General features: G+C 75.1%; 21 protein-coding genes and 1 pseudogene. 11 read left to right on the forward strand and 11 right to left on the reverse strand.

Annotated features, from left to right (window positions below):
• Positions 1-54: 54 nt before the first annotated feature.
• Entirely contained in the window at positions 55-1,227 is a 1,173-nt protein-coding gene (locus ACFXDE_RS07565; protein WP_380491808.1) for an alpha/beta fold hydrolase, read from the reverse strand.
• Between the two features lie 167 nt (positions 1,228-1,394).
• On the reverse strand, positions 1,395-1,940 hold the full coding sequence (locus tag ACFXDE_RS07570; protein WP_380446184.1) for an Lrp/AsnC family transcriptional regulator: 546 nt from the start codon (positions 1,938-1,940) through the stop codon (positions 1,395-1,397).
• Positions 1,941-1,985: 45 nt separating this feature from the next.
• On the opposite strand from ACFXDE_RS07570, the gene ACFXDE_RS07575 reads away from it, so the two are divergent.
• The 3 genes from ACFXDE_RS07575 (at position 1,986) to ACFXDE_RS07585 (ending at position 5,201) form a co-directional block, all read left to right on the forward strand.
• Positions 1,986-2,894: an NAD-dependent epimerase/dehydratase family protein gene (locus ACFXDE_RS07575; RefSeq protein WP_380491811.1), complete on the forward strand. Its 909-nt coding sequence runs from the start codon at positions 1,986-1,988 to the stop codon at positions 2,892-2,894.
• Positions 2,891-3,769, forward strand: coding sequence for an aldo/keto reductase (locus ACFXDE_RS07580; protein WP_380491813.1), 879 nt, complete (start codon positions 2,891-2,893; stop codon positions 3,767-3,769). The genes ACFXDE_RS07575 and ACFXDE_RS07580 overlap by 4 nt, the downstream gene beginning before the upstream one ends.
• A gap of 280 nt (positions 3,770-4,049) precedes the next feature.
• Positions 4,050-5,201, forward strand: a complete 1,152-nt coding sequence (locus ACFXDE_RS07585; RefSeq protein WP_380491815.1) for a lanthionine synthetase C family protein — start codon at positions 4,050-4,052, stop codon at positions 5,199-5,201.
• Between the two features lie 60 nt (positions 5,202-5,261).
• On the opposite strand, the gene ACFXDE_RS07590 is transcribed toward ACFXDE_RS07585, so the two are convergent.
• The 4 genes from ACFXDE_RS07590 to trpD all read right to left on the reverse strand — a co-directional run bounded on the left by ACFXDE_RS07590 (position 5,262) and on the right by trpD (position 13,025).
• Positions 5,262-8,222: an ATP-binding protein gene (locus tag ACFXDE_RS07590; RefSeq protein ID WP_380491817.1), complete on the reverse strand. Its 2,961-nt coding sequence runs from the start codon at positions 8,220-8,222 to the stop codon at positions 5,262-5,264.
• A 257-nt stretch (positions 8,223-8,479) separates the two neighbouring features.
• A complete protein-coding gene (locus tag ACFXDE_RS07595; RefSeq protein WP_380445069.1) occupies positions 8,480-8,665 on the reverse strand; it encodes a hypothetical protein in 186 nt (61 codons plus the stop codon).
• A 23-nt stretch (positions 8,666-8,688) separates the two neighbouring features.
• Positions 8,689-11,577: a type 2 lanthipeptide synthetase LanM family protein gene (locus ACFXDE_RS07600; RefSeq protein WP_380491819.1), complete on the reverse strand. Its 2,889-nt coding sequence runs from the start codon at positions 11,575-11,577 to the stop codon at positions 8,689-8,691.
• A gap of 359 nt (positions 11,578-11,936) precedes the next feature.
• Entirely contained in the window at positions 11,937-13,025 is a 1,089-nt protein-coding gene (trpD, locus tag ACFXDE_RS07605) for an anthranilate phosphoribosyltransferase (protein ID WP_380491821.1), read from the reverse strand.
• A 265-nt stretch (positions 13,026-13,290) separates the two neighbouring features.
• Here trpD and ACFXDE_RS07610 point away from each other — a divergent pair, with 265 nt between their 5' ends.
• Positions 13,291-14,679, forward strand: a complete 1,389-nt coding sequence (locus ACFXDE_RS07610) for a pyridoxal phosphate-dependent decarboxylase family protein (protein WP_380491823.1) — start codon at positions 13,291-13,293, stop codon at positions 14,677-14,679.
• Between the two features lie 12 nt (positions 14,680-14,691).
• Here the strand turns inward: ACFXDE_RS07610 and ACFXDE_RS07615 are convergent, their stop codons facing one another.
• A complete protein-coding gene (locus ACFXDE_RS07615) occupies positions 14,692-15,354 on the reverse strand; it encodes a TetR/AcrR family transcriptional regulator (protein ID WP_380491825.1) in 663 nt (220 codons plus the stop codon).
• Positions 15,355-15,570: 216 nt separating this feature from the next.
• Here ACFXDE_RS07615 and ACFXDE_RS07620 point away from each other — a divergent pair, with 216 nt between their 5' ends.
• Positions 15,571-16,299: a DUF2306 domain-containing protein gene (locus ACFXDE_RS07620; protein ID WP_380491827.1), complete on the forward strand. Its 729-nt coding sequence runs from the start codon at positions 15,571-15,573 to the stop codon at positions 16,297-16,299.
• A 56-nt stretch (positions 16,300-16,355) separates the two neighbouring features.
• Here ACFXDE_RS07620 and ACFXDE_RS07625 read toward each other — a convergent pair whose 3' ends face one another.
• Positions 16,356-16,901 carry a DinB family protein gene (locus tag ACFXDE_RS07625; protein WP_380491829.1) on the reverse strand — a complete coding sequence of 182 codons (546 nt, stop codon included), beginning with the start codon at positions 16,899-16,901 and terminating at the stop codon, positions 16,356-16,358.
• Positions 16,902-17,002: 101 nt separating this feature from the next.
• On the opposite strand from ACFXDE_RS07625, the gene ACFXDE_RS07630 reads away from it, so the two are divergent.
• The gene (locus ACFXDE_RS07630) at positions 17,003-17,971 is read left to right on the forward strand and encodes a helix-turn-helix transcriptional regulator (RefSeq protein WP_380445062.1); all 969 of its coding nucleotides are present in this window, start codon (positions 17,003-17,005) and stop codon (positions 17,969-17,971) included.
• Between the two features lie 15 nt (positions 17,972-17,986).
• Here ACFXDE_RS07630 and ACFXDE_RS07635 read toward each other — a convergent pair whose 3' ends face one another.
• Positions 17,987-19,324 carry a PLP-dependent aminotransferase family protein gene (locus ACFXDE_RS07635; protein WP_380491832.1) on the reverse strand — a complete coding sequence of 446 codons (1,338 nt, stop codon included), beginning with the start codon at positions 19,322-19,324 and terminating at the stop codon, positions 17,987-17,989.
• A gap of 114 nt (positions 19,325-19,438) precedes the next feature.
• On the opposite strand from ACFXDE_RS07635, the gene ACFXDE_RS07640 reads away from it, so the two are divergent.
• The 3 genes from ACFXDE_RS07640 to ACFXDE_RS07650 all read left to right on the forward strand — a co-directional run bounded on the left by ACFXDE_RS07640 (position 19,439) and on the right by ACFXDE_RS07650 (position 21,993).
• The gene (locus ACFXDE_RS07640) at positions 19,439-20,209 is read left to right on the forward strand and encodes an enoyl-CoA hydratase-related protein (RefSeq protein WP_380445060.1); all 771 of its coding nucleotides are present in this window, start codon (positions 19,439-19,441) and stop codon (positions 20,207-20,209) included.
• A gap of 70 nt (positions 20,210-20,279) precedes the next feature.
• Complete coding sequence (locus tag ACFXDE_RS07645; protein ID WP_380491834.1) at positions 20,280-21,350, forward strand: redoxin domain-containing protein; 1,071 nt, start codon at positions 20,280-20,282, stop codon at positions 21,348-21,350.
• Between the two features lie 22 nt (positions 21,351-21,372).
• Positions 21,373-21,993 carry a TetR/AcrR family transcriptional regulator gene (locus ACFXDE_RS07650; protein ID WP_380445058.1) on the forward strand — a complete coding sequence of 207 codons (621 nt, stop codon included), beginning with the start codon at positions 21,373-21,375 and terminating at the stop codon, positions 21,991-21,993.
• 106 nt (positions 21,994-22,099) lie between these two features.
• Here the strand turns inward: ACFXDE_RS07650 and ACFXDE_RS07655 are convergent, their stop codons facing one another.
• Entirely contained in the window at positions 22,100-22,477 is a 378-nt protein-coding gene (locus tag ACFXDE_RS07655; RefSeq protein ID WP_380491836.1) for an ASCH domain-containing protein, read from the reverse strand.
• A 167-nt stretch (positions 22,478-22,644) separates the two neighbouring features.
• Positions 22,645-23,532 (reverse strand): LysR family transcriptional regulator, encoded by an 888-nt coding sequence (locus tag ACFXDE_RS07660; protein ID WP_380491838.1) that lies wholly within the window; start codon positions 23,530-23,532, stop codon positions 22,645-22,647.
• A 201-nt stretch (positions 23,533-23,733) separates the two neighbouring features.
• On the opposite strand from ACFXDE_RS07660, the pseudogene ACFXDE_RS07665 reads away from it, so the two are divergent.
• A pseudogene (locus ACFXDE_RS07665) lies at positions 23,734-24,012 on the forward strand (DUF6817 domain-containing protein); the annotation flags it as partial.
• A gap of 390 nt (positions 24,013-24,402) precedes the next feature.
• On the forward strand, positions 24,403-25,257 hold the full coding sequence (locus ACFXDE_RS07670; RefSeq protein WP_380491888.1) for a ketopantoate reductase family protein: 855 nt from the start codon (positions 24,403-24,405) through the stop codon (positions 25,255-25,257).
• Positions 25,258-25,383: the final 126 nt, after the last annotated feature.

Genomic DNA, 25,383 nt, shown 5'->3' on the forward strand with positions numbered 1-25,383 from the left:
AACACCGAGGCCCCCGCCGGTGATCGGCAGGGGTCTCGGGGCGGGGGTTGGTGGTCAGGGGTACGGGGTGTAGTTGCCGTTCGTGTCCAGGGCGTAGCTGCCGCTCTTGAGCCCGTCGACGGCGGTGTGCTTGAGCCATTCGCGGGCCATGTGGTGCAGGTCCTTGGCGCGGTTCTCCCAGACCATCTGGTGGCCGGCGCAGGCCACTCTGATCATCAGCTTGTCGGTCCCGGGGATGGCCGCATAGAGGGCGGGGACCGAGAAGTTGGTCTTGTCGTCCGGCGTCGGGTGGATCGCCTGGGTGTCGTCCTCTCCGTAGACGAGGAGGACGGGCACCACCGTGCCGAGGGTGTTGTCGAGCGGCACCGTCGCGTCGTTCCAGCCCCACCAGAAGGAGTTGCGGAACCGGCAGACGCCCTCCGGCACGCCGGAGTTCAGCGGGCCCCAGGTCTTGCCGACGGCGTCGTTGTCCATGATGGCCGCCCACACCACGTCGACCATGCCGCTCTCCCGCTGGCCCGCGCACTTCAGCTCGGGGTCCCACACGTGCGTCAGGTCGGCCTTCGTGAGGAGGTTCATCGGGAAGCCGAACTGGGCGGCCGGGGTGGTCAGGGGCAGCGGATGCGGTGCGCCGAACCGGGTGCCCGGCTTGCTCGCGTTGCCGCGGGGCGGGTAGATCGGCGCCAGGAACATCAGGCTGCTCACCTTGCCGGGATGCTGCAGGACGTACGGTCCCATCACGAAGGCGGCCGCGGACCAGCCGACGAACGCGACCTGTGGCACGCTCCGCAGCTTCCTGACGAACTCGACGACCGTGTTCAGCTCGTCCCACTCGCTCTGCGAGTTGCCCAACTGCTTCGGGTAGGCCGGGGGGCACGGCGCGGCCAGCGGGTTGGGGACCAGGTCGGCCTTCTGCTGTGCGGGGTTGGCGTTGCACGGGTTGTCCATCTCCGGCCGCGGTGACCGGCCGGAGCCTTGGAGGTCCATCACGAACACGTCGTAGCCTGCCTGGGCCAGGTCCTGGGCCCAGCTGTACCCGTCGTGCTGGAGGTCGAAGCCGGCGAGGGCCGGGACGCTGCGGCCGTGCAGCATCAGGACGGGCTCGGGGTCGTGGTGCGGCTTGGTCCCGTCGTACTCGCGGACGAACAGCTCGACGTGCTCGTTGAGGTTCGCGGGGACGGTCGAGACGTGCGGGACGGCATGGTCCTGGGGCGGGATGTTGGGCATCGTTCGCCCTCCGATCCGTCGACTCGGCCCCGGCTGGGTGGCCGGGGCCATCTCAGGCAAGGGTCCGCCGGGCGGACGGTCCGGCGCTCATCGGGTTGGGCCGCTCGGACGACGTGCGCTGCGGAGCCCCGGGGTCGGCCGCCGGTTGCCGGGGCTGATAACGGGGGCTACAGGGACGGCGGCGGGAGGACGGCGTTCCGGGTGACGGGGGAGGAGAGGATCACGGACGTCGTGGTGCGGCCGAGGATGGAGATGAGTTCGATGAGTTCTTCCAGGTGGGTCGTGTCGCGGGCGGCGATCTTGAAGATCCAGCAGTCCTCGCCGATGACGTGGTGGACCTCCAGGACCTCGGGGCGGTGGACGAGTTCCTGGCTGCGGAGGTACTTGACGGTCACGCGCGCGTGCGGGGAGACGCGGACGAAGGCCTGGATGCCGTAGCCGAGGCGGGCGGGGGAGACCTGGGCGGCGTAGCCGGTGACGGTGCCGTCGGCTTCGAGGCGGCGGACGCGTTCGCCGACGGCGGCGGGGCTGAGGCTGACGCGGCGGCCGAGCTCACTGAGCGTGATGCGGCCCTCGGTCTGGAGGAGCTCCAGGAGGTGCAGGTCGACGGCGTCCAGGGCGCTCTCGGGGCGCGCGGCGGACCGTCCTGAGGAATCGTCGGCGGCCGGGCCCGTCTGCCGTCGGTCTTTCGGTCGAAGCGCCTGAACTCCCATGATCTCCCCTTCATCAGATGACGCCGCACGGTAACACTTGTGGGCATGGAAAACGTGCTGGTCATTGGGGGGAACCGCTACTTCGGGCGGCGGCTGGTCACCCGGCTGCGGGACTCCGGAGCGCGGGTGAGCGTGCTGAACCGGGGGTCGGTGCCCCCGCCGCCCGGGGTGGAGCGGCTGGTGGCGGACCGGGAGGACGCCGCGGCGCTGGGCGCGGTGCTCGCGGGCCGGGAGTTCGACGTCGTGGTCGACCAGGTCTGCTACACGCCGCTGCACGCCGAGGGAGCCGTGCGGACGTTCGCCGGGCGGGTCGGGCGGTACGTCATGACGTCCACCATCGAGGTGTACGACACGGGGGAGGACCGGCCGGCCGGTGTGCCGCTCGGCGAGGACGTCGTCGATCCGGCCCGGTGGCCGGTGCGGCTGGAACTGCCGTGGATCGACCGGCAGTTCAGGGATCGGTCGTACGGCGAGGGCAAGCGGCAGGCGGAGGCGGTGCTGGCCCGCGGCGACGCGTTCCCGTTCGTCGCCGTCCGGGCCGGGCACGTGCTGGGCGCCGACGACTTCACCGGGCGCCTCGCGCACTACCGCGAACGGATCGAGGCCGGGCTTCCGGTGGCCGTCCACCCGGCGAACCTGCCGTCCTCGTACGCGCACGAGGCCGAGATGGCCGACGTCCTGCACTGGGCGGCCGGTGCGGGGTTCACCGGCGCCGTCAACGCCTGCTCGCACGGCGAGTTGACGGCCACGGACCTCTGCGACCTGATCGCTCAGGGGAGTTCGTACCGGACGGCCGCACCCGCGCCCGGCGACGAGGCCTCGCCGTTCTCCTTCGACCGCTATTACGGCATGGACAACTCCCATGCCGAACAGCTCGGTTACACCTTCTCCCACACCCGCGACTGGCTGCCCGAGCTCGTCGCCGAGACGCTTCGACGAGGAGCCGCCGCATGACCGCCACCCGCCGCCTCGGATCCCTGGACGTCAGCGCGATCGGCCTCGGCGCCATGCCGCTCTCCGTCGAGGGCCGCCCCGACGAGGAACGGGCGGTCGCGACCGTCCACGCCGCACTCGACGCCGGCATCACGCTGATCGACACCGCCGACTCCTACCACTGGCACGCCGACGAGTACGGCCACAACGAACGCCTCGTCGCCCGCGCCCTCGCCGCGTACGGCCCCGGCGCCGACGGCGTGCTGGTCGCCACCAAGGGCGGCCGCGGCCGGCCCGGCGACGGCTCCTGGACCATCGACGGCGATCCGGCCCACCTCAAGCGGGCCTGCGAGGGCTCGCTGCGCCGTCTCGGCGTCGAGGCGATCGGCCTGTACCAGCAGCACTACCCGGACCCGCGGGTCCCGTACGAGGACTCGCTCGGCGCGGTGCGCGAGCTGTACGACGAGGGCAAGATCCGGGCGGCCGGCATCTCCAACGTCTCGGTGGAGCAGGTGCGGCAGGCGCGCGGGATCCTCGGTGACGCCCTGGTGTCCGTCCAGAACCGTTTCTCGCCGGCGTTCCTGCAGCACCGGCCGGTGCTGGAGCTGTGCACCGAACTCGGCCTCGCGTTCCTGCCCTGGAGCCCGCTCGGCGGCATCGGACGGGCGGACGCGGTCGGGAGCGGCGCGTTCGCCGAGGTCGCGGCCGGGCGCGGGGTGAGCCCGCAGCGCGTGGCGCTCGCCTGGCTGCTGGCCGTGTCGCCGGTGATGCTGCCGATCCCGGGCGCGAGCCGGCCGGAGACGATCCGGGACTCGGCGGCAGCGGCCGAACTGGTGCTGACGGAGGAGGAACTGAACGTGCTCCCGGTGGTCGGCCGAGCGGCAGCGCGCGGCTGATTCGCGGGTCGCGTCCGGCTGATTCGTGGGACGCGCCCGGCGGACGCCGGATACGTGGGTGGGGCGGGCGGAATTCTGGGGTCCGATCCCTCATGCGGGCGGGCGGCGGACGGTGTTGGCTCTGTGTGTGCCGGAGGGAAGTCCGGCGCGAAGCAGCAGCAGCTCCACCCGATGCTGCTCCGGCGGATCCGTGCGGGGGCAGCGGGCAGCGTCCCCGCACGGATCGCGCCGTCCTCCCGGCCATCGAGGGCGGTCGTCCGCACGAACCGCAGAGGAAGACATGCGCGACGAACCGGACGAGTTCGGGACGGCGGTGGCCGGGATCGCGGCCTCCGTCGCGGCCGCCGCCGACCCCGCGTGCAGCACGCTGTTCCCCACGGACCCGTTCGCCCGCACCACCAACCCGCTGAGCCTCGGCTTCGGTGCGAGCGGCGTCCTGTGGGCGCTGGACGCCTCGGGCGTCCCGCTGCGGCCCGGCTGGAAGGAGTGGCTGCGCGAGCGGCTCGACGCGGTCGACCCGGCGACGTACCCCGCCGGTCTCATGGACGGCCTGGCCGGCCTCGCCTGGACCTCCGACGAGCTCGGATTCCGCGGCCAGGCACGGACGTTGCTCGCCCTGGCCAACCGGCGGGCCGCCGAGTCGGGCGATCACTCCTTCTACTGCGGCCTCGCCGGCGTCGGCATGACGAACCTGCGCTTCTACGTGCGGGGCCACGACGAACGCGACCTCGCCGCCGCCCTCGACTGCGCGCGGGCACTGCGCGAGACCGTGCGGCGCGACGGCGAACACGCCTACTGGATCGGCGAGTTCGGCAAGTTCAGCGCGTTCGGTGAGTTCGGCGAGTTAGCGGAGTTCAACGAGTTCTCCGTGGCCGGTCCGCTCACGGGTCTTGCCTTCGGCCAGGCCGGCGTGGCGATGTTCCTGCTCAGGCTGTACCAGGTCACGGGTGACGAGAGCCATCTGGGGCTCGGTCGCGCCGCCCTCGCGTGGGAGCTGGTGCAGGCCCGACTCGTCGACGGCGTGCCCGTGTTCGAGCACGAGGGCGCCATGGGACCGTACGTCGAGGCGGGCGGCGCCGGCATCGCCAGGGTACTGCTGCGCTACGGCGGCCTCGACGACGCGCGGGCCGTGCTGCGCGCGCTGGACGTGCCCGGCCGGGGCTTCGGCCACGGCCACGGCCACGGCTCCGGCACGGTCGGTGTCGCCGACGCCCTGCTCGACGCCGCCGAGATCACCGGGGACCGGGCCTACCGGGAAACCGCCCTGCGTCGGCTCGACGTCGTCCGCAGGACCTTCCTGTCCGAGCCCGGCGAGGCCGTGCCCCGCTTCGCGTGCGACTACCTGACCGGCTCGGTGGGCGTGCTGCGCGTGCTGCACCGCGCGCACCACGGCTGCCCGGCGGACTTCCTGCTCGACGAACTGTCCCGGTGACCGGGCTCCGGGCCGCGTCGCCACCGGGCCCGGTACGCGCGACACGGCCCAGGGCGTGCCCTACCCGTGCACGGCCAGGTCCGCGGCCAGCCGGCAGAGTGCGGCCCGGTCGGGGCGGCCGGTCTTCTGGATCAGGCTGGCCAGGTGCTTCTCGACCGTGCGCGGCGAGATCGACAGCAGCCGGGCCAGGTCCTGGTTGCCGGGACGGTCGACGAGCAGCGCCAGCACCTCGTACTCGCGCGGCGTGACGCCCTGGGCGCGCAGCCCGGCCGGGATCAGCTCGCGGCCCCTGCGGCGCTGGGCGACGTTCACCCCCGCCTGCCGGAGCAGCGCCCGGCAGGCGCCCGCCACCGGCGGGACGTCGAGCGCGTGGAAGTACTCCTCGGCGGTCCGCAGCCAGGCCACCGGGTCGCCCCAGCCGTCGGCGAGCGCGGCCTCGGCGACCAGGCGCAGCCCCAGGTGGTGCCCGGTGGGGAAGCGCCCGGGATCCCGCCGGACCCGGGCGACCGCCTCGGCGGCCTCGGCGGCCCGGCCCTCCCGGCCCAGCAGCACCGCCTCGGCGAGGTCCAGGAACTGCCGGTTCCACGCGAGTTCGGCGCCCGGCGACGCGGCGACGGCGGCGTGTTCGGCCCAGCCCGCCGTGCCGGCCAGCACCGCCAGCAGCGGGCGCAGGCCGTACCGCCCGGCGAGGAAGTAGACGTTCGGGTGCTCGGCCTCCCAGGCCGCCGCCGCCGCGAACTCGGCGTCGGCCGTCGCGCGGTCCTCCTCCAACAGCGCGCACATGGCCCGGCACAGGCCGAGCATCACCGGCGTCAGCAGCGAACCCTCGCCGCCCGCCTGCCGGAACGCCCGCAGGACGTGCTCCATCGTGCGCCGCCGCCCCTGGTGGGCGGCCAGGGTCGCGGAGGTCAGCAGCAGGTAGCGGTGCGTCGCGTGGTTGCGCATCCGGCCGGCCGCGTCCAGGCACCGCCCGATGATCTCCTCGGCCGTCGCCGGGTCGCCCGAGAGGACGGCGTGCATCGCCAGGAACCCCTCGGTGCGCTGGCTCAGCACGATCGAGCCGAGGTCCTCGGCCGCCGCCCTCGCCTGCTCCAGCCGCCGCGCCTCGCCGGTGCGCATGAACGCGTTGCCGCCCAGCCGGATCAGCGCCTCGAACCGCCAGCCCGGCAGCCCGTGCGTCTCCGCCACGGCGAGCATCCGCTCCAGGCACCCGTCGGCGACGTCGAAGCCGTGCGTGCGGGAGAGCATCGCGAGCACCTGCCAGGCCTGGCAGGCCAGGACCGGCAGCCCGGCCCGCTCGGCCATGTCCGCCGCCTCCTCGGCGAGCCGCTCGGCGTCCGGCAGCCGCTCCTCCTCGCCGGGCAGCAGTGCCAGGTGCGCCTCGACGACCGCCAGCGCGGCGGCCTGCTCCGGTGCGCCGCCGTTGTGCAGCCGGGCCCGGGCCGCGGCCACCTGGGCGACCGTCTCCGCGCTCCGCTCGGCCACGACGGCGGCCCAGGCCAGCCGCGTGTGCAGGGCGACCATGCGGTCGGCGGCCAGCGTCGTCGAACCGAGCGTCGGCAGCGTGCCGGCCAGCGCGAACGCCCGGTCCAACCGGCCGTCCTCGGCGAGCGCGTGCGCCAGCGACTCGGTGATCTCCGCCCGGTGCGCCGGGCCGGCCAGCGACTCGGCCCGTTCCAGCAGCAGCACCGCCGACGCCGAGGCGCCGTCGGCCATCGTCAGCCGGCCGGCCTCGGCGAGCAGCAGCGCCGCACCCGGGCGGTCGTCCGCGGTGACGAGCAGGTCGGCGACCAGCTGGCAGCGGTCGGGGGTCGGCGGCCCGTCCTCGCGCAGCGCGTCGGCGGCCCGGCGGGCGAGTGCGGCGCGCTGCGCGGCGGGGATGCCGGCGAGCACGGCGTCGACGGTGATCGCGTGGCGGAACGCGTAGTCGTGCGGCGAGGAGTCGTCGGGGACGAGGAAGTGCGCCTCGGTCGCCGCCCGGAGGCGGCTGAACAGGGTGGGGTCGTCGAGTCCGGTGACGGTCCGCAGGGCGGAGACGCAGCAGCGCGGGCCGATGGTGGCTGCCAGGAGGAGGAAGTCGCGCAGCGGGGGGTCGACTTGCAGGAGGCGGTGGCCGAAGCTCTGCACGACGGTGGTCGGCACGGTGGTGTCGAGGTCGCCGGTGACGTGCCAGCCGCCGGCGGCCTGTGAGCGGTTGGTGGCCTGTGGGCCGTCGGCGGCCTGTGGGTCGTCGGTGGTGGTGCTCAGCAGCTTGGAGTCGACCAGGTCGGCGAGGAGTTCCTCGGCGAGGTACGGGTTGCCGTCGCTGCGGGCGACCAGCCGCTCCACGACGGCGTCCGGTACGTCGGCGGCCGGGGCGTCCAGACAGCCGGCCACCAGGGCTCTTATCTCGGGAGCGGTCAGGGGCCGCAGCGTCGCGACGGTGGCGACGCGGCGGCGCTCGGTGCTCCGCGCGAGGTTCAGTGCGGTGCCCGGGTCCGGGCGGACGGTGGCGAGGAGGAGGACGGGCAGGCGGCCGAGGTTGTCGGCGAGGTACTCGGTGACGGCGACGGATTCGGAGTCCGCCCAGTGCAGGTCTTCCAGGGCGAGGACGCAGCCGCCGTCCCGGCCGATCACGGCGAGCAGGCGCAGCAGCGCCTCGGCCAGTTCGACGACGCTCTCGGTCCGGCCGGGGGCGGCGGCGTTCCGCCACTCCGGGATGACCCGGGCCAGGGCCGAACGGTAGGGGAGCAGTTCGGGGTCGGTGGGTGGGGCGGTGGTGCGGAAGTGCGAGGACAGCGCCTCCAACAGCGGACGGAACGGGGTTCCGCCGCCGGTGATGCTGCCGCGGCCGCGCAGCACCGGGATGCCGCGGTCCGCCGCCTGCTGGACGCAGTGGTCGACCAGCCGGGACTTGCCGATTCCGGGCTCGCCGACCAGGAACACCGTGCGGCCGGTGCTCTCCCGAAGCTGCGTCAAGGATCTCTCCAGCAGGGAGATTTCTTCCTGACGGCCGATGGTGACCGGCGAAGTGATGCGCATGTCGGCAGGGTAGTTGATCGTATGAACAAGTTGACAAAACGATTGCCAAAATCCCGGGGCGGGCAGGCGATTGCGGGTGAGGGTGGGGGCCGCTGCGCGGGGCTTGGGGCGTGGGGTGGGCTTTCGGGTGGGTGCGGTTCGCGGGGCCTGGCGGAGGGGGCGGAGGTGAGGGGGTTGGGTGCATCGGTGCGGGTGTGCCGACGGCCGGGGGCGGGGGGCTTTGGGCTCCCCGGCTCCGGCCGTCGGGTGAGTGGTGCTTAGCGGAAGGTCACCGTCTCGATCGTGCACTTGCCGCGGTCGCGGGTGCCCATCAGTTCGGCGCGGCGGGTGAGCAGGCCGGTGGTGGTCGGGCGGAGGCGGATCGCGCCGATCGGGTCGTCCTGGGCCGCTTCCTGGGCGACGATCGGCGACGTCCGGCGACGGACGGTCTCGTGGATGTCCATGGCTCTTCCTCTCGTTCGGGGGGTCACGGCGTCCGGTGTGACGGCCGTGGTTCGATCGGCGCTCGCAGGAGCAGCGCCGAAGGCGTGTGGTCGGGGAACCCGAGCCGCAGCAGCCCGTGGCCGATGCCGGCCAGGCCGGTCAGGAGGCCGGGGGCCGGGACGGCGGACGGGGTGCCGCAGACCGGGCCGGCCCGGTCGAGTGCGGCGAGCAGGGCGGTGGTGCGGGTGCCGAGGGCCGGGTCCTTCACGTGGGCGAGCAGTTCGAGGACGCCGAGTTCGCCGTGGCACGGGCTGTGGGTGGGGAGTGGGCCGGCTGCGGCCGTGCGTTCGGTGGTGGTCTTGACGTGGTGGCTGAGGTGTTCGTCGGCCGGTGCGGCTCCGCTGTCGGCGAGGGCGAGGGCGATTCCGGGCGTGCCTTCGCACCACGTCGACCGGGGGGTCGGCGAGGTGGCGGCGGCGTGCAGTGCGGCCAGCCCGGCTCGCCTGTGTTCCGTGCTGTCGTCCTCGGACTCGGCGAAGCGGAGAAGTGCCCATCCGATGCCGGCGGTTCCGGTGGTGAAGCTGTGCTGGGTGGGCAGCGTGCGGGAGAGCAGCGCGTCCGCGCAGCGGCGGGCGCCTTGCCGGGCTTCGGCGGTGCCGACGGCCAGGAGGGCGGCGAGGCCGCCGGCGGTGCCCTCGGCGAGGGTGGGGGAGTGTTCCGCTTCGGCTGCTGCGGCGGTCAGTTGGACGGCCGGGGCGAGCCAGGCGGCGATCTCGCGGTCGTCCAGGAGGACGGCGAGCCGGCTCAGCGCGTAGGTGAGGCCGCCGAGGCCCGTGAACGCGCCGGAGCCGATCAGTGGCGGTTCCGCGGGCCGGGCCGTGAGTCGGTCGAGGAGTTCGGGCACCGGGCGCAGGGCCTGGCGGGCGGCCTCGGCGTAGCGGTCCCCGCCGGTGAGCTCGGCGAGTTGGGCGAGGAACAGGGCGGGGCCGGGGTAGCCGCCGCCCAGGTCGGCGCCGGCGGGGGCGGGCTGCCAGTAGCGGTCGCCGAGGAGTTCGAGGGTGATCCAGTTGATTCGGCCGGTGGTGCGGTGGGCCTCGTCGAGGAGGGTGTCGCCGATCCGGCGGGCGGCGTTCAGGAGGTCGGCGGGGGAGGGGGGTCGGGCGCCGGGGCGGGGAGTCCTGGGCGGGGTGGGGGCCGGCTGGTGGGGCGGGGTGGCCGAGCGGCTCGTCATGGCCGCGCGGATGATCCACTCCTGGTGGGGGCAGGGTTGCCCGAGCCGCTCCCCGACCCGGTCGAGGCCGGGGCGGTCCAGTGCGCCGCGCACGCGCCTGCCCTGGCCGGTCCACAGGTCGGCCGTTCCCGGGCGGGTGGTGAAGACGGGTACGTCGCCGTTCCAGAGCTCTGCCGCTTCGTCGTCGGCCAGCCCGGTCCAGCCGGGGTGGTCGGTGCCGTCCGCGAGGGCGTCCCGGAGCAGGGCGTCCCGGTCGGCCGCGTCCTTCAGGAGGCCGGGGTGGGTGGACTCGTCGAGCAGCGTGGCGTAGTCGGCCGTCGCGCGGACGACGACGCGGGTCTCGTCGTCGGCGAACGCCGGCAGCAGGGCGAGCAGTCCGTCCCTGTCGTCGGCGAGGATGCGGCGGGCCAGGCGGTAGCCGTCGAGCAGGGCGTCGGCGTGGTCGGCCGGGTCGGCGTCCGTGCCGGCGAGGGTGGGGCGGTTGGCGCCGCCGTGGAGTTCGCCGGGGTGGCGGGCGAGCCGCATCCGGTCGGTGCCGGCCTCCTCCCACCGCACGGACTCCCCGGGCACGGTGGCTCCGGCGTCGCCGCCCAGCCCGGAGGCGTCCACGGCCTGTTCGTCACCGAGGATCAGGCGCGGCAGCAGGCCGGTCCGGTGCACCGAGGCGGCGAGGGCGACGGCCGCCGGGTCGACCGACTCCCCGGGCCGCTGCGGTGCGGGCGGGTGGAAGAGGGTTTCGAGGTCGACCGGTACGGGGTGGTCCGCGCACGCGATGAGGTTCTCGAAGTGCAGGTCGGTGCAGTCGAAGGCGTGCAGCAGCGCGAGCCACGCGCCCTGCCGGAGGTAGAAGCGCTCGACGTCCCGGGGCGTCGTGCACGGGCGGCGGTCGACGAACTCCGTCCAGCCGTAGCCGCCCCGGGAGACCAGGGCGACGGCGCGCAGACCGGGCGAGCCGGGCTGGGCGTTGAACCGGTCGATGACGGCGTTGAAGTGGCGGTGGGTCCGTAGGGAGCGCGGCTTGTACACGACCCGTTTCGTGGTGGTGAAGCCCAGTACGGCGACGGTGCGGCCGCGTCGGTGCTGGTCGCCGGTGCGGTGGACGGCGGTGAGCGGGCCGGGGTCGGTGCCGCCGAGCAGCGTGGTGACGATGTCCGCCCGGTCGGCGGCGAACCGGTTCAGCAGGTCGGTGAGTGCCTCGGTGGCGGCCAGGCAGGTCTGCGCGAGGATCCTCGCCAGGACGGGGTAGGAGTGGAAGAGGCCCGAGAGGCCGGACTGGTGGGCCGTCGCCTTGATGTAGGAGCGGAAACGATTCTCTGGGGTGGCGCCTGGCAGCCGGCCGTTCGTCCGGGCGGTGTGGAGTTCCAGGACGAGCGTGCGGGCGGCCTGCCGGGTGAGGGCGTCCGCGAGGTCGTCGGCGAACCGGGCGCGGATCGCGGGGAGGTCGGCGAGCTCGGGCGGGATCGCGGTGCGCACGCGGGACAGCGCGGTCCGGACGAGCGGCGCCACGACCGGGCGGAATCCGGTGGTTCCGGGGAGCGGTCCGGTGGGTGTCCGCGGTGCCCCGGCGCCGGCGACCGCTTCTTCGACGAAGGCGGCCCACGCGGGGCGGCCGTCACGCGCGGGCTCGCCGGGGCGCAGGCCCGGCTCCCACCAGCGTCCCGTCAGGGCCGTGGCCGTCGCGTCGCTCGGAGGAGTGGTCACGGCACAGAGCGTGTCAGCCGGAAGACGGTTCGCACAAGAGTTTGATCAAGCCGGGTGGGTGCGGGGGATCGCGGGGCGCGTAAGAACATGGGGGCCGGTCCCCCATGCGGGGGTGGGGGCCGCGTGCCCAGAATGGCGATCGCGGCCGCGGTTCTCCGCTTCCGTTCCCGGCCAGGCCGTCTCCGATCAGGGCAGCGGCGGCCTCCGGGGCGGCACCACAGGTGGACGGTTCGCCCGCGTGGGGGCGGGGGTTCCGGCCCGGGGGGAGCCGGAACCCGCCGGCCACCCGGCGCGCGGACGTCGCCCGCCCTCCCCCCGTGGGGCGGGCGATGCCCTCGCGCCGGGTGGCCGAATCGCCGCTATCCGGCCGTCCGCACGTCCCGGACCGTCGTCAGCCATCCGTCGAGCGCCTTCAGCGCGGCCCCCGACTCCACGGCCTGCCGCGCCTCGTGCAGGGCGGCCGGGAACCGCGGCACCACCCGGCCGGGCCGGGGCCGGGCGGCGATCAGGGCGGCCGCCGCGTTGAGCAGGACGGTGTCCAGCACCGGGCCGGTCGCGCCCGCCAGGACCTCCCGCAGGACGCGCGCGTTGTGCTCGGGGCCGCCGCCGACGAGCGCCCCGGCGGGCGCCGGCGCGAGCCCGAGGCCGGCGGGATCCAGCCGTTCCTCCGTCACGGCGCCGTCCTGGACCGCCCAGATCCGGGCCGGCGCGGTCGTCGTCAGCTCGTCCGTCCCGTCCTCGGAGCGCACCACGAGGGCGGAGGTGCCCCGCTCGGCCAGCAGGCCGGCGATCGCGGGCGCCGCCCGCAGGTCGGCGACGCCGACCACCTGGTGGCGCGGCCGGGCCGGACCGATCAGCGGCCCGAGCAGGTTGAACGCGGACGGCACGCCGAGCGCGCGGCGCACCGGGGCGGCGTTGCGCAGCGCCGGGTGGAAGACCGGCGCGAAGCAGAACGTGATCCCGGCCCGGCGGGCGACCTCGGCGACGGCCGCGGGCGGCAGGTCCAGCGGGATACCGAGCGCCTCCAGGACGTCCGCGGTGCCGCACTTGGAGGAGGCCGAGCGGCCGCCGTGCTTGACGACGGGCACTCCGCAGGCGGCGACCAGGACGGAGGCCATGGTGGAGATGTTGACGGTCGAGCCGCCGTCGCCCCCGGTGCCGGCGAGGTCGACGCACCGGCCGCCGTCGACGTCCAGCGGCACCGCGTGGTCGAGCGCGGCCGCGACCAGGCCGGACAGTTCGGCGGCGCTCTCGCCCTTGACCCGCAGGCCCATCAGGAAGCCCGCGAGCTGCTCCGGCCGGAAGTCGTCGTCCAGTACGCGCTCCATGGCCCACCGCGCCTCGTCGGCCCGGAGGTCGCGCCCGGCCGCCAGGGTGGCGAGCAGCCGCGGCCAGGTGAGGGCCGGGGTGTGCGTGACCGTGCTGCGTGTGAGGGTCCTGTCGTCCACTGGTTCGCCGTCCTTGGCGTCGAGTCCAGCGGGGGCCCGGGAAACGCGAATCGGCCGCCCACCGGACGGCCGATACATGACGCGCTGCGCTGTCAGGCCACCCGATCGGGGGCCCACCAGGATCCGCGGCACGTCGTCATGGCGGTCATGCTAGCCCATGCCGCGGGCCCGGGGCAGGCCACTCGGGTGGAATTGGACCGGGACGGCCGGTGTGCCGGTCGATACGCTCGGGCACAGTCGATCTTCCCCGTTACGGAGTGACCCCATGCACCCTGAACTCGCCGCCGACCTGGACCGGTTGCCCGCGCTGCTGGAGGAGACCCGGCAGCGGGCCGTCGCCTTCCTCGGCGGTCTCGACGAGCGTCCGGTGGTGACGGCGCCGGAGGAGCCCGCGCCGGTCCGGCTGGGGGACGGCGGGGGGATCGGGCTGCGCGCGGCGCTGGCGGAGTTCGGCGAGCGCTGGGAACCGCGGCTGAGCGCGAGCGCCGGGCCGCGCTACTTCGGGTTCGTCACCGGCGGCGCGACCCCGGCGGCCCTCGCGGGGGACTGGCTCACCGCCGTCGCCGACCAGAACTCCAACTCCTCGCTCGACCCGGCCGGTCAGCACCTGGAGCGCGAGACGGTCGGCTGGCTGCGCGAGCTCTTCGGCCTCTCCGACGCGCACACCGGCACGTTCGTGAGCGGCGCCACCATGTCGAACACCGTCGGCCTCGCGATCGCCCGCGAGTGGCTGGGCGAGCGCCTCGGCGTGGACGTCGCCGAGGACGGCGCCGGCGCGCTCGGCCGGGTACGGGTGCTGTCCGCCAGTGCGCACTCCAGCATCGCCAAGGCGCTGTCCGTGCTGGGCCTCGGCCGCTCGGCGCTCACCGCCGTGCCGACGCTGCCGGGCCGCGAGGCGGTCGACCTCGCGGCGCTGGAGCGGGCGCTCGCGGAGGCGGACGGCCCGTGCGTCGTCGTGGCCAACGCGGGCACCGTGAACACCGTCGACTTCGACGACCTGCGGGCGATCGCCGCGCTCCGCGAGCGGTACGACTTCTGGCTGCACGTGGACGGCGCGTTCGGCGCCTTCGCCGCCCTGACGCCCGAACACGCCGGTCTCGTGGCCGGGTTGGACCTCGCCGACTCCGTCTGCGTCGACCTCCACAAGTGGCTCAACGTGCCCTACGACAGCGCCGTGCAGTTCACCCGCCGCCGCGACCTCCAGGCACGCGTCTTCCAGAACTCCGCCGCCTACCTCGGCCCTCTCGGCGAGCACCCCGACCTCGTCCACCTCACCCCCGAGAACTCGCACCGACTGCGCGCCCTCGCCGCCTGGTTCACGCTGCGCGCGTACGGGCGGGCGGGCCACCGCGAGATCGTCGAGCGCTGCGTCGCCGGGGCCCGGGCCCTCGGGGAGGCAGTGGCCGGGATCGACGGGCTGCGCCTGCTCGCGCCGGTGCGGCTGAACGTCGTCTGCTTCACGCTCGCCGACGACCCCACCGCCGAGCGGCTCGCCGGTCTGGCCGCCGGGGTCGCGGGGGAGGCCTTCTTCACGCCGACGCGCTACGCCGGGGTCCCGGCCCTCCGCGCGGCGTTCAGCAACTGGCGCACAACGGAGGCGGACGTCCGCCGGACGGTCGCGGCGCTCGCGAGGGCGGTGGCCGAGTCGGCCTGACAGTGGATCGCTTCAGCCCGTCGCCGGTGCGGTCGTGAGGCCGCGGACGACGAACGCGACGCCGTCGGTGAGGGCGGACTCCCGTTCCTCGTCCGGGAGTTCGGCGTAGGGGCCGAGCAGGAGCAGGGCGAGGCCGTGGACGCCGGCCCAGGCGTTGAAGGTGGCGGTCGCGGCGGGTCCGGCGAGGAGGCCGGCGGCGTCGAGTGCGGCGAGGGCCTCCTGGAGGATCGCGAAGGGGCCGCGCCGCACCCCGTCGCCCTCGTCGTCGGGGGCGGGGTCCTGCCCGCTGCGCTCGGGGGCCCGGGTCTTGCCGCCGGTCGGGAACGCGGTGGCGAACAGGCCCGGCTCGGCCAGGGCGTAGCGGATGTAGCCCTCGCCCACGGCGGTGAGGCGGCCGGCGGCGTCGAGCCCCGGGTCGGCGGCGGGCGTGCGCCGTTCCAACTCGGCGTCCATGGCCTCGGCGAGGCGCCGGCGGGAGTCCCGGGCGACCTCGTCGACGAGGTCCGGCAGGGCGGAGAAGTGCCGGTAGGCCGCGTTGGGCGAGACGCCGACCCGGCGCGCGGTCTCGCGCAGCACGATGGTCGAGGGGCCGCCCTCGCGCGCGAGCTCGACGCCGGCCCGCACGAGGGCCTCGCGGAGGTTGCCGTGGTGGTAGCCCGCTCGCTGTGAATCCATGCCCGATGTTAACAGCGTGAACACGTCGACCGGGCCGGGCCCGGCTCTCCTCGTGAACCCGCTTGTGCTGCACAGTTGTTGGGGTACGGGACAGCACGTTCGAATAAATGTTGACGCCGTCCACATGCGCGCGTAAGTTCACAGTGTCCACATTGGGGGACGGGTCGCGCCGGCCCCCTGCCCGGGGACGCTCCACCGACCAGAACGGGGACACCCATGACCAGCACCACGGCTCCGCCCGCTGTCGCCCCGACCGAGGGGACCGGCCCCGCCGGAGGCGGACGCTTCCCCTGGACCGTCGTCCTCCTGACCTCCCTGGGGATCGTCGGCTACGTCGTCGCCACCTACGCCCAGGCCGGTCTGCCCCTCGACGGCTCGCGCGGGGGCCTCGCCGCCACCTACGCCGAGCGCCCCCTCGGCATCCAACTCGCCTTCTACGTCCACATCGTGACGGCCTCGGTGGCGCTGCTCGTCGGCCCGCTCCAGTTCTCCGCCGCGCTGCGCGGCCGCTCCCGCGCGGTCCACCGCTGGACGGGCCGGGTGTACCTGGCGGGCGTCGGCCTCGGCTCGCCGGCCGCGTTCGTGATGTCCTTCGTCAGCTCGATCGCCTTCGACGGCTTCTTCGGCTTCGGCAGCCTCGCGGTGCTGTGGGCGTGGACGACCTGGCGCGCCTACCGCGCCATCCGCGGGGGCGACCTGCCGAACCACCGCGCCTGGATGATCCGCAGCTTCGCCCTCACCTACGCCGCCGTCACCCTCCGCGCCTGGCTCGGCGTCCTGATCCTCCTCCAGACGCTCACCGCCGACGGGCCCGTGGACGGCACGCACGTGTTCGACACCGCGTACGCCGTCCTGCCCTTCCTCGCCTGGCTCCCCAACCTCGTCGTCGCCGAGTTCCTGATACGCCGCCGCGGCCTCCCCTCCTACCGCATCACCCCGGCCTGACCGGCGCCCGCCCGTAGCCGGGCCGCAGCCGATCACGGCTGCGGCCCGCCGGACCGTCAGCCCATGCTCTTCGCGCCGTCGATGGCCTCGCGGATGATGTCGGCGTGGCCCGCGTGCTGGGCGGTCTCGGCGATGACGTGGAACAGGACGCGGCGCGCGGACCAGGCCTCGTCCTTGAACCAGGGGGCCTTCGGCAGCGGCTGGATCGCACCCAGGTCGGGCAGGGTGGCGACCAACTCGTCGGTGCGGGCGGCCACTTCCCGGTACGCGGCGAGCACGCCCGCCAGGGTCTCGCCGGGCAGCATGCGGAACTCGTCGGCGCGGCGGGCGTAGTCCTCCGCGGTGAAGGACGAGAAGTCGGGGAACGCGGACGGGCCGTCGACGATGAAGTTCGCCCACAGCTTCTCGACCACCGTCACGTGCTTGATCAGGCCGCCCACGCACAGCTCGCTGACGGTGGTGCGCTCCCCGGCCTGCTCGTCGGTCAGCTCGCGGGCGGTGAAGCTCAGGAAGTGCCGCTGCTTGGCCAGCGCCACGAGGAGGTCGGCGCGCTCGCCGGTGGTGTCGGTGGCCTTGTCGACGGCAGTGGAGGTGGTGGTCATGGTGATCGCCTTCCGTGTTGCTTCCTGCTCCCTCGGACAAGAACCACAGTAGGGACCATTGCGGCCACTTCCTGACCTGAATTGCGCGCAGAATCGGAGCCATGGCGAACACCAGCACCCGCACCCTCCGGCTGCTCTCCCTCCTGCAGACGCACCGCTACTGGCCCGGCGAGGAGCTCGCCGAGCGGCTCGGCGTCTCCGCCCGCACGCTGCGCCGCGACATCGACCGGCTGCGCGAGCTCGGCTACCCCGTCGAGGCGCAGCGCGGGGTCGACGGCGGCTACCAGCTCGCCGCGGGCGCCGCCCTGCCGCCGCTCGTGATCGACGACGAGGAGGCGGTCGCGCTGGCGGTGGGTCTCCAGGCGGCGGCGGAGAGCCCGGTGGAGGGGATCGCCGAGGCGTCGGTGCGGGTGCTGGCGAAGGTGGTGCAGGTGATGCCGGCCCGGCTGCGGCGGCGGGTGGAGGCGCTGCGGGCGATGACGGTGCCGGTCGACTGGGGCGGCCGCCCCGCGGCGGCGGTGGACCCGGACGGGCTGACGGTGGTGGCGCTGGCCTGCCGGGACGCCGAGCGGCTGCGCTTCTCGTACACGGCGGCGGACGGCCGGCGGGCGGACCGGCACGTCGAGCCGCACCGGCTGGTGTGCCTGGACCGCCGCTGGTACCTGGTGGCCTACGACCTCACCCGGCAGGACTGGCGCACCTTCCGGCTCGACCGGCTCACGGCGCCCGAGGGCGGCGGCGGCCGGTTCGCCCCGCGCGAGCTGCCGGCCGCCGACGCCGCCGAGTTCGTCCGGGCGGGTGTCAACGGCCTGGTCCGCCCGTACCGGGTGGAGGCGGTGGTGGCCGCGCCGGCCGGGGGCGTGCGCGAGCGGATCGGCCGGTGGGGCGCGGTCGAGGAGGTGGACGAGGGGCGCTGCCGGATCGTGATGGCCGCCGACGACCTCAACTGGCCGATCATGGCCCTCGGTTCGCTCGGCGCGGAGTTCACCGTCGTCGAGCCGCCCGAACTGGTCGAGCGGCTCGGTGAGTGGTCCTCCCGCTTCGGCCGGGCGGTCCGGGCCTCGCGGTAGTGCCGTGGCCGGGCGTCACGGCGGCGGGATGGACTCGATCGTCCTGCGCAACCGCCCCAGCACGTCGCCGAGTTCGTGCCGTGGCGGGGTCGCCAGGGCGAGGCGGAGGGCGTGCGGCACGTGCGGGCCGGTGGCGAAGGCGTCGGCGGTGGAGACCAGGATGCCTTCCCGGGCGAGCAGGTCGGCCACCTGGTCCGGGCGTTGGTGGGCCTCCAGGGTCAGCCACACCGCGTACGACGACGGGTGTGCGGTGACGTCCATCCCGGCGAGTCCGGCGCGGGCGATGGCCTGGCGGGCGGCGGCGTCCTCGCGGCGGTGGCGTTCCAGTCGGGCGACCGTGCCGTCGGCGATCCAGCCGGTGGCGAGCGCGGTGACCAGGCCCGGGGAGCCCCACGCGGCGGCGCGCAGCGCGGAGGTGGCGGGCCGCAGGAGGTGCTTGGGCACGACGGCGAAGCCGAACCGCAGGCCGGGGGCCACGTTCTTCGACAACCCGGCCACGTAGCAGGTCCGTTCGGGTGCGAGGGCGTGCAGCGGGGGAGGGGGTGCGGGCTCCAGGAACGCGTACGTGCCGTCCTCGACGACCACGAGGTCCCGGGCGGTCGCGATCGCGGCCAGCCGCTCGCGCTGCCGCTGGTCGAGCACCCAGCCGAGCGGGTTGTGGACGGTGGGGATCGTGTAGACCGCGCGGACCCGGCGGGCCCGGCACAGGCGGTCGAGCGCGTCGAGGTCCGGGCCGGCCGGGGTGACCGGGACGGGTGCGAGGTCGAGGCCGTGGGCGGCGGCGAGCAGCTTGATGCCCGGGTAGCCGAGCGCGTCGACGGCCAGGACGTCGCCGGGCCGGGTGAGCGCGCGCAGTACGCAGTCCAGCGCCTGCTGGGCGCCACTGGTCAGGAGCACGTTCTCGGGGGTGGTGTCGACACCGCGCCCCAGCAGGTAGGTGGCGACGACCGCCCGGTCGTGCCGGTGCCCGCCCGGCGGGTCCTGGCGCAGCAGGGCCTCGGCGTCGCCGGAGGCGGCGAGGGCGCGCAGCGCGTGGCGGAGGTCGTCGCCCTGGCCGGGGGCGAGCGGCTGGTTGAACGAGAGGTCGGCGAGGCGCGGCACCGGGAGCGTGCGCGAGGGTTCGACGCCGTCGTAGCCGCTGCGGACCCGGACGAACGTGCCGCGGCCCTGTTCGCCCACCACCAGCCCGGCGGCGGCGAGTTCGGCGTAGACGCGGGTCGCGGTGGCGAGGGCGACGCGGCGTTCGCGGGCGAGTTCCCGGTGGGTGGGCAGGCGGGTGCCGGGCGGGAGCGCGCCGGAGCGGATCGCGGCGGCGTACTCGTCGACGACGGCCTTGTAGGCGGGCGGTCGCATGGGCCTGTGCCTCCCGTGGGTACCCAGGTGTATCCAGGACAATGAGTGGATTGTCCTGCACGGCGCTCCCTAGCCTCGGTCCCGACCGCAGCCAGGCGCAAGGGAGCAGCCGCAATGACCGTCCGCACCGTCCGGGTGGCACGTGACGCGCACGTCGTGACCCTCACCATCGACCGCGAGGCCAAGCTCAACGCCCTCGACTACCCGACGATCGACGCGCTGCTCGACGAACTCGCGCGGATCGACGCCGACGACACCGTCCGGGCCGTGATCCTCACCGGCGCCGGGACGCGCGCCTTCAGCGCGGGCGCCGACATCCCGTCGCTGGCCGGCAGCATCGCCGGCGGGACGGAACGGGCGCTGCGCGAGGTCGTGCGGCGCGGGCACGCGCTGACCCGGCGGATCGAGGAGTTCCCGAAGCCGATCGTCGTGGCCGTCAACGGGCTGGCGTACGGCGGGGGCTGCGAGATCACGGAGGCGGCGCCGCTGGCGATCGCGGCCGGGCACGCGACCTTCGCCAAGCCGGAGATCACGCTGGGCTTCCCGCCGCCCTTCGGCGGCTCGCAGCGGCTGCCGCGGCACGTCGGGCGCAAGCGCGCCCTGGAGATGATCCTCACCGGGGACCCGGTCCCGGCGGCGCGGGCGGCCGAGCTGGGGATCGTGAACGCGGTCGTGCCGGCGGAGGAGTTGATGGACGCGGCCCGGCACCTGGTCGACCGGATCGTCCGGCACGCGCCGACGGCGGTCGCGGCCTGCCTGCGGGCCGTCACGCGCGGGATCAACCTGCCGATCGACGAGGGACTGGCCGTCGAGGCGGCCTGGTTCGCCGCGACGGTGCCGACCGACGGGGTCCGGGACGGGCTGAAGCGCTTCCTGGACCGCTGAGGGGTTGCGGTCCCCGAAATAACGCCGTTATTCTCAAGTAACGGCGTTATTTCGATCGAGGAGGCGTGCGATGGGCGGCACCGTCGAGCTGACGATCCTGGACGACCACACCGAGACCCGCGTCGCGGCCGACCTGCGCCCCGCGCCGGACGGCGCGGACCCGCACGTCTGGCTCGCCCACGCGGACGTCGAACGCGCGCTGGGCTTCACCCGCAAACCGCAGGGCTGGTGCCGCGGCGACGTCTGCGTCCCGGCGGCGGCCGTCGCCCGGTTCGAGGACGCCGGCCGCCTCGACCTCACCGCCTTCGCCGCCCTGCTCGGCCGCCCGGTGGCCGCCGAGCCCGCCGCCGGCGTCCTCGCCCTCGGCGCCTCCGCCGCCGACCGCTCCGCCGCCCTGGCCGCCGGCGAGGCGCCCGACTTCTCGCTCCCGGACGTCCACGGCACCCGGCACGCGCTGAGCGACCTGCGCGGGCGCAAGGTCGCGCTGGTCTTCTGGGCCTCCTGGTGCGGCTGCCGCTACGACCTGCCCACGTGGGAGCGCCTGCACGCCGAACTCGCCGCCGACGGCTTCTCCGTGCTGAGCGTCGCCGTCGACCGCAGGACCGAGGACGCCGCGCCCTGGATCGCCGAGGCCGCGCCGACCCACCCGGCGCTGATCGACGTCGACGGTCGGGTCGCCGACCTCTACCAGCTGCTCAACGTCCCCACCGCGGTCTGGATCGACGAGGACGGCCGCATCGTGCGGCCCAACGACACCCAGTTCGCGACCGACCTGTTCCGCTCGATGAGCGGCCTCGACTCCGGCCGGACGCTCGACGCGCTGCGCCGCTGGGCGGCCACCGGCGACCCGGGCGTCGACGCCGCCGCCGTCGCCGCACTGACCGAGCCGGGCACCCCCGCGCGCCAGCGCGCCCGCACCGAGGCCGCACTCGCCCTGTGGCTGCTGCGCCACGGCCACCCGGGCGCCGCCGAACGGCACTTCGCGACGGCCGCCGACCTCGCCCCGGAGGACGTCACCACGTGGCGCAGCGCGATGCCGCTGCTCGGCGTCGACCCGATGGGCGACGAGTACTTCGCCCGCCGGGCCGCGCTGGAGGGGGCGGGCGTGCCGATCTACCGTCCGCTGCCGGAGCGCGGTTAGGGCGTACGGGAGAATCGTCCGCATGCCCGCCAAATCACCCACCGGCGCCTTCGCCCGGGCCCAGGCCCTGGGCGAGGCCGCGCTGCGCACCGCCCTGCTGGACATCGCCGCCGGCCTGCTCGCCGCCGAGGGCCCGGCCGCGCTGAGCATGCGCCGCGTCGCCGCCGCCGCGGACTGCTCGACCACCGTCCTGTACCGGCACTTCGGGGCCAAGGACGGCATCACGCGGGAGCTCTACCTGGAGGGCTTCGCCCGGCTGCGCCGCCGCCTGGACGCGGTGCCCCGCGGCGACGACCCGGCCGCGCACCTGGCCGCCCTCGGCCGCGCCTACCGGGCCAACGCGCTGGAGGAGCCCAACTTCTACGGCGTCATGCACGGCGAGGGCGTGCCCGGCTTCGTCCCGGACGACGAGTGCAGGACGGCCGCCGCCACGAGCCTCGACGTGTTGCGGGAGGCGGCGCGGGCGTGCGTCGAGGCGGGCGTGCTGCGGGCGGACGCGGACGTGGACGAGGTGACGGACACGCTGTGGGCGGCCGCGCACGGCGTGATCAGCCTGGAACGCGGCGGGCACTTCCCGGGCGCCCTCGGCGAGCAGCGCTTCCGGACGCTGACGCGGGCGGCGGTGGGGGCGTTCCTGCCGTAGGGCGTTGCCGGCGTGGGGCGTTGGCGGTGTGGGCGTTGGCGGTGTGGGCGTTGGCCTCCTTCGCCTGAGCGCAGCTGCCGGTCCGGGGCCCCGCGCCCGGGGCGGATCAGTCCACGGCGAGGAGACGGAAGGCCAGGCAGACGACGGGAGTGCGGTCCTCCACCGCGGTGCCGAGGCGGTCCCAGTACCGCCGGTGCCCGGCGCGCCACGCCTCCAGCGAGTCGAAGCCCTCCCCCTCGGCCTGCGCGTGTCCCCAGGTCACCTCGCCGAAGGGCTTCACCTCCACGCCCGTGATCTCGATGGCGGCGACGAACCGTCCCTGGTCGTCCACCAGCGCCAGGCGTTCGCCGGGGTACTCCAGGCCCTCGGTCTCCTTGGCGTAGTCGTCCAGCAGGCCGGTGGTGGCGGTCTTGTGCCCGGCCAGCGCCAGGGAGTTCAGCGCCGCCCGCATCCCGTCCGGAGTGCCGAGCTCCATCGACCGCATACCGTTGACCCTGGGCCACATCTGCCTTCACCTCTCCCGGGCGCCCGCCCCCGGGCGGATCGTTTCCACTTCTAGCAGATCCGCTTGCCGCCCGGACGGGTATCCGCGGCAGACCGCCGCCGGGTCTGCCGGGTCTGCCCGGTCCACCCGGCCCGCGCGGCGCGCGCTCACGTCCCGCAGTGCTCGGCGACGGTGTCCGCGAAGGCGCGGGCCGGCGGCGAGAGGGTGTCCCAGCGGCGGACGGCCCAGCCGGCGGTGAGCGCGGGGAGGGCCGGCAGCGGGATCAGCCGCAGGCCGGGGTGGCCCGGGCCCTGCCACTCGGGAAGGGCGGGCACGACGGCCTGGCCGAGGCCGAGCTCGGCCAGCAGGATCGCGGTGTCCCAGTCCGCGACGCTGGTGTCGAAGACCGGCCGGATGCCCGATCCGGCGAGCCAGGAGTCGAGCTGGGAGCGCGAGACGGAGTTCTGCGGCAGCCCGATGAGGCGGGCGTCCTGGAGGTCGACCGGGTCGACGTGGGTGCGGCCGGCGAGCGGGTCCCCGGCGGCGACGGCGAGCACCCAGGGCATTTCGACGATCGGCCGCTGCTCGATCCCGCGCGCGGGCGCACCGAGCGAGATCCAGGCGAGGTCGACGCGGCCCGCGGCGAGCGCCTCGAAGCAGCTGCGGCTGGACACCTCCGTCTGGAACTCCAGGCTCACCCCCGGGAAGCGGCGGCGGAAGTCGACGACGGCCGCCGACATGAAGTGCCGGATGCTGGTGGCGCCGGTCGTGATCCGCACCGATCCGCCCTCCCCGCGGGCGAGTTCGTCGATGCCGCGCAACGCGTGCTCGATGCCGCCGAGGCTGTCGACGGCCGCCGCGCGCAGCAACTGCCCGGCCTTCGTCGGCACGACGCCGCGCGGGTGGCGTTCGAGCAGGACGACGCCCAGCTCCCGTTCGAGCCGCTTCACGTGCTGGCTGACGGCGGACTGCGTGCAGGACAGCCGGCGGGCGACGGCGCTGAGCGAGCCGGCCCGGCACACCGCGGCGAAGACGCGGAGATCGTCGAGGGTCACGGCGGCCACCGTACGCTCGTGCCGACCCAAGCTTTCCCTTGGGGGTTCCCTAGTGAATCCGTGGATTGACTTGGATGTCCGCGCGGCTCGATCATCGCTGCAGGGCCCAGGGCGGCAACCCGCCCGCTGTCCTCGCGCGTTCCGGACGCAAGGCGGGGCACGGCGGGTGCCGACCCACAATCCCCCGAGAGGAACACCGAGTTGACGATCGACCATGCCATCCCCCGAGCCGTCTCCTTTCTGCGCTCGCTCGGCGCGGCCGAAGTACCGCACCCAGGCGGCACCCTGCTCGCCCACCTGGAACGCGTCCGGCTCCGGCTCGCCGACTGGGGCGCCCGCCCGGACCTCCGGCTCGCCGGGCTCTGCCACGCCGCCTACGGGACGGACGGCTTCCCCACCGCCCTCCTGCCGCTCGACCGCCGCTCCGACCTGGCCGCCGTGATCGGCCCCGGGGCCGAGCGGATCGTCCACCGGTACGCGAGCTGCGACCGCCGCGCCACCTACCCCGGACTGCCCGGCCCGGACGCCGCCTTCCACGACCGCTTCACCGGCCGCGCGCTCACCCCGGACCCGTCCGAGCTGCGCGACTTCGCCGAGCTGACCGCTGCCAACGAGCTCGACCTCGCCCGGACCGACCCGGCCTTCCGCGAGCGGTGGGGCGCGGACCTGCTCGCCCTGTTCACCCGGCTGCGGCCGCTCCTGAGCCCGGCCGCGTGGGAGGACTGCCGGACCGTCCTCGGCCCCGAAGCCGCGCCCGGCCCCGGCGCAGCGGCCGCCACCGCGCGCACCCCCGCCCCGGCTCCCGCGACCGCCGCTCCCTCCGGTCCCTCCGGTCCCTCCGCTCCCGACGGCCCCCGCCGGACGGTCGCCGTGCTCGGCCCCGGCGGGGTCGGCGGGCTGCTCGCCGCGCTGCTCGCGCGGGCCGGGCACCGGGTGATCTGCCTCGCCGGGGAGGCGACCGCCGAGGTGCTGCGCCGGGACGGGATCCGGGTGCGCAGCGCCCAGTTCGGCGAGTTCACCGCACCCGTGGAGGCGGACACCGCGCTGCGCGAGCCCGTCGACCTGTGCCTGGTGACCGTCAAGCACACCCACCTGGCGGAGGCGCTGGAGCGGGTGCCGCCCGCCCTCGTCGCGGACGGACTGGTGGTGCCGCTGCTCAACGGCATCGAGCATCCGGCGCGGCTGCGCGCGCGGTTCGGGGCGGAGCGGGTCGTCGGGGCCGTCGTCCGGGTCGAGTCGGCCCGGGTGGCGCCGGGCGTGGTCGAGCACGGCAGCCCGTTCACCGAGATCGACCTCGCCGGTCCGGCCGACCGGCTCGACGCGGTGGCGCGGCTGCTCGACGGCGCGGGCCTGCACACCCGGGTGAGCGAGGACGAACCGGCCGTGCTGTGGGCCAAGTTCGCGTTCCTCGCGCCGTTCGCGCTGCTCACCACCCGGTACGGGAGCCCGATCGGGAGCGTCCGCACCGATCACCGCGCCGAGCTGGAGGCCCTCGTGGCGGAGGCCGCCGCCGTCGCCCGCGCGTGCGGGGCCCCGGCGGATCCGGCGAAGTCGCTGGCGCTCTACGACGCGTTCCCGCCCGCCGCGAAGTCCTCCATGCAACGCGACGCCGAGGCGGGCCGCCCCCTGGAGCTCGACGCCATCGGCGGAGCCCTCCTCCGCGCCGCCGCCCGCCACGCCGTCCCCGTCCCGCTCGCCACCCGCCTGGTCGCCGAGCTGGGGTGACGGTCACGCCCGGCCGGTCCGGACGGCCTGCCGCAAGGCCCGCCCGGTCCGGCCGGTCCGGACGGTGCCTGCCGCTACGTCCGCCCGGTGCCTGCCGCTAGGCCCGCCCGGCCCGGCCGGCGCCCG

Source organism: Kitasatospora sp. NPDC059408 (genome assembly GCF_042751525.1).
Taxonomy (GTDB): Bacteria; Actinomycetota; Actinomycetes; order Streptomycetales; family Streptomycetaceae; genus Kitasatospora.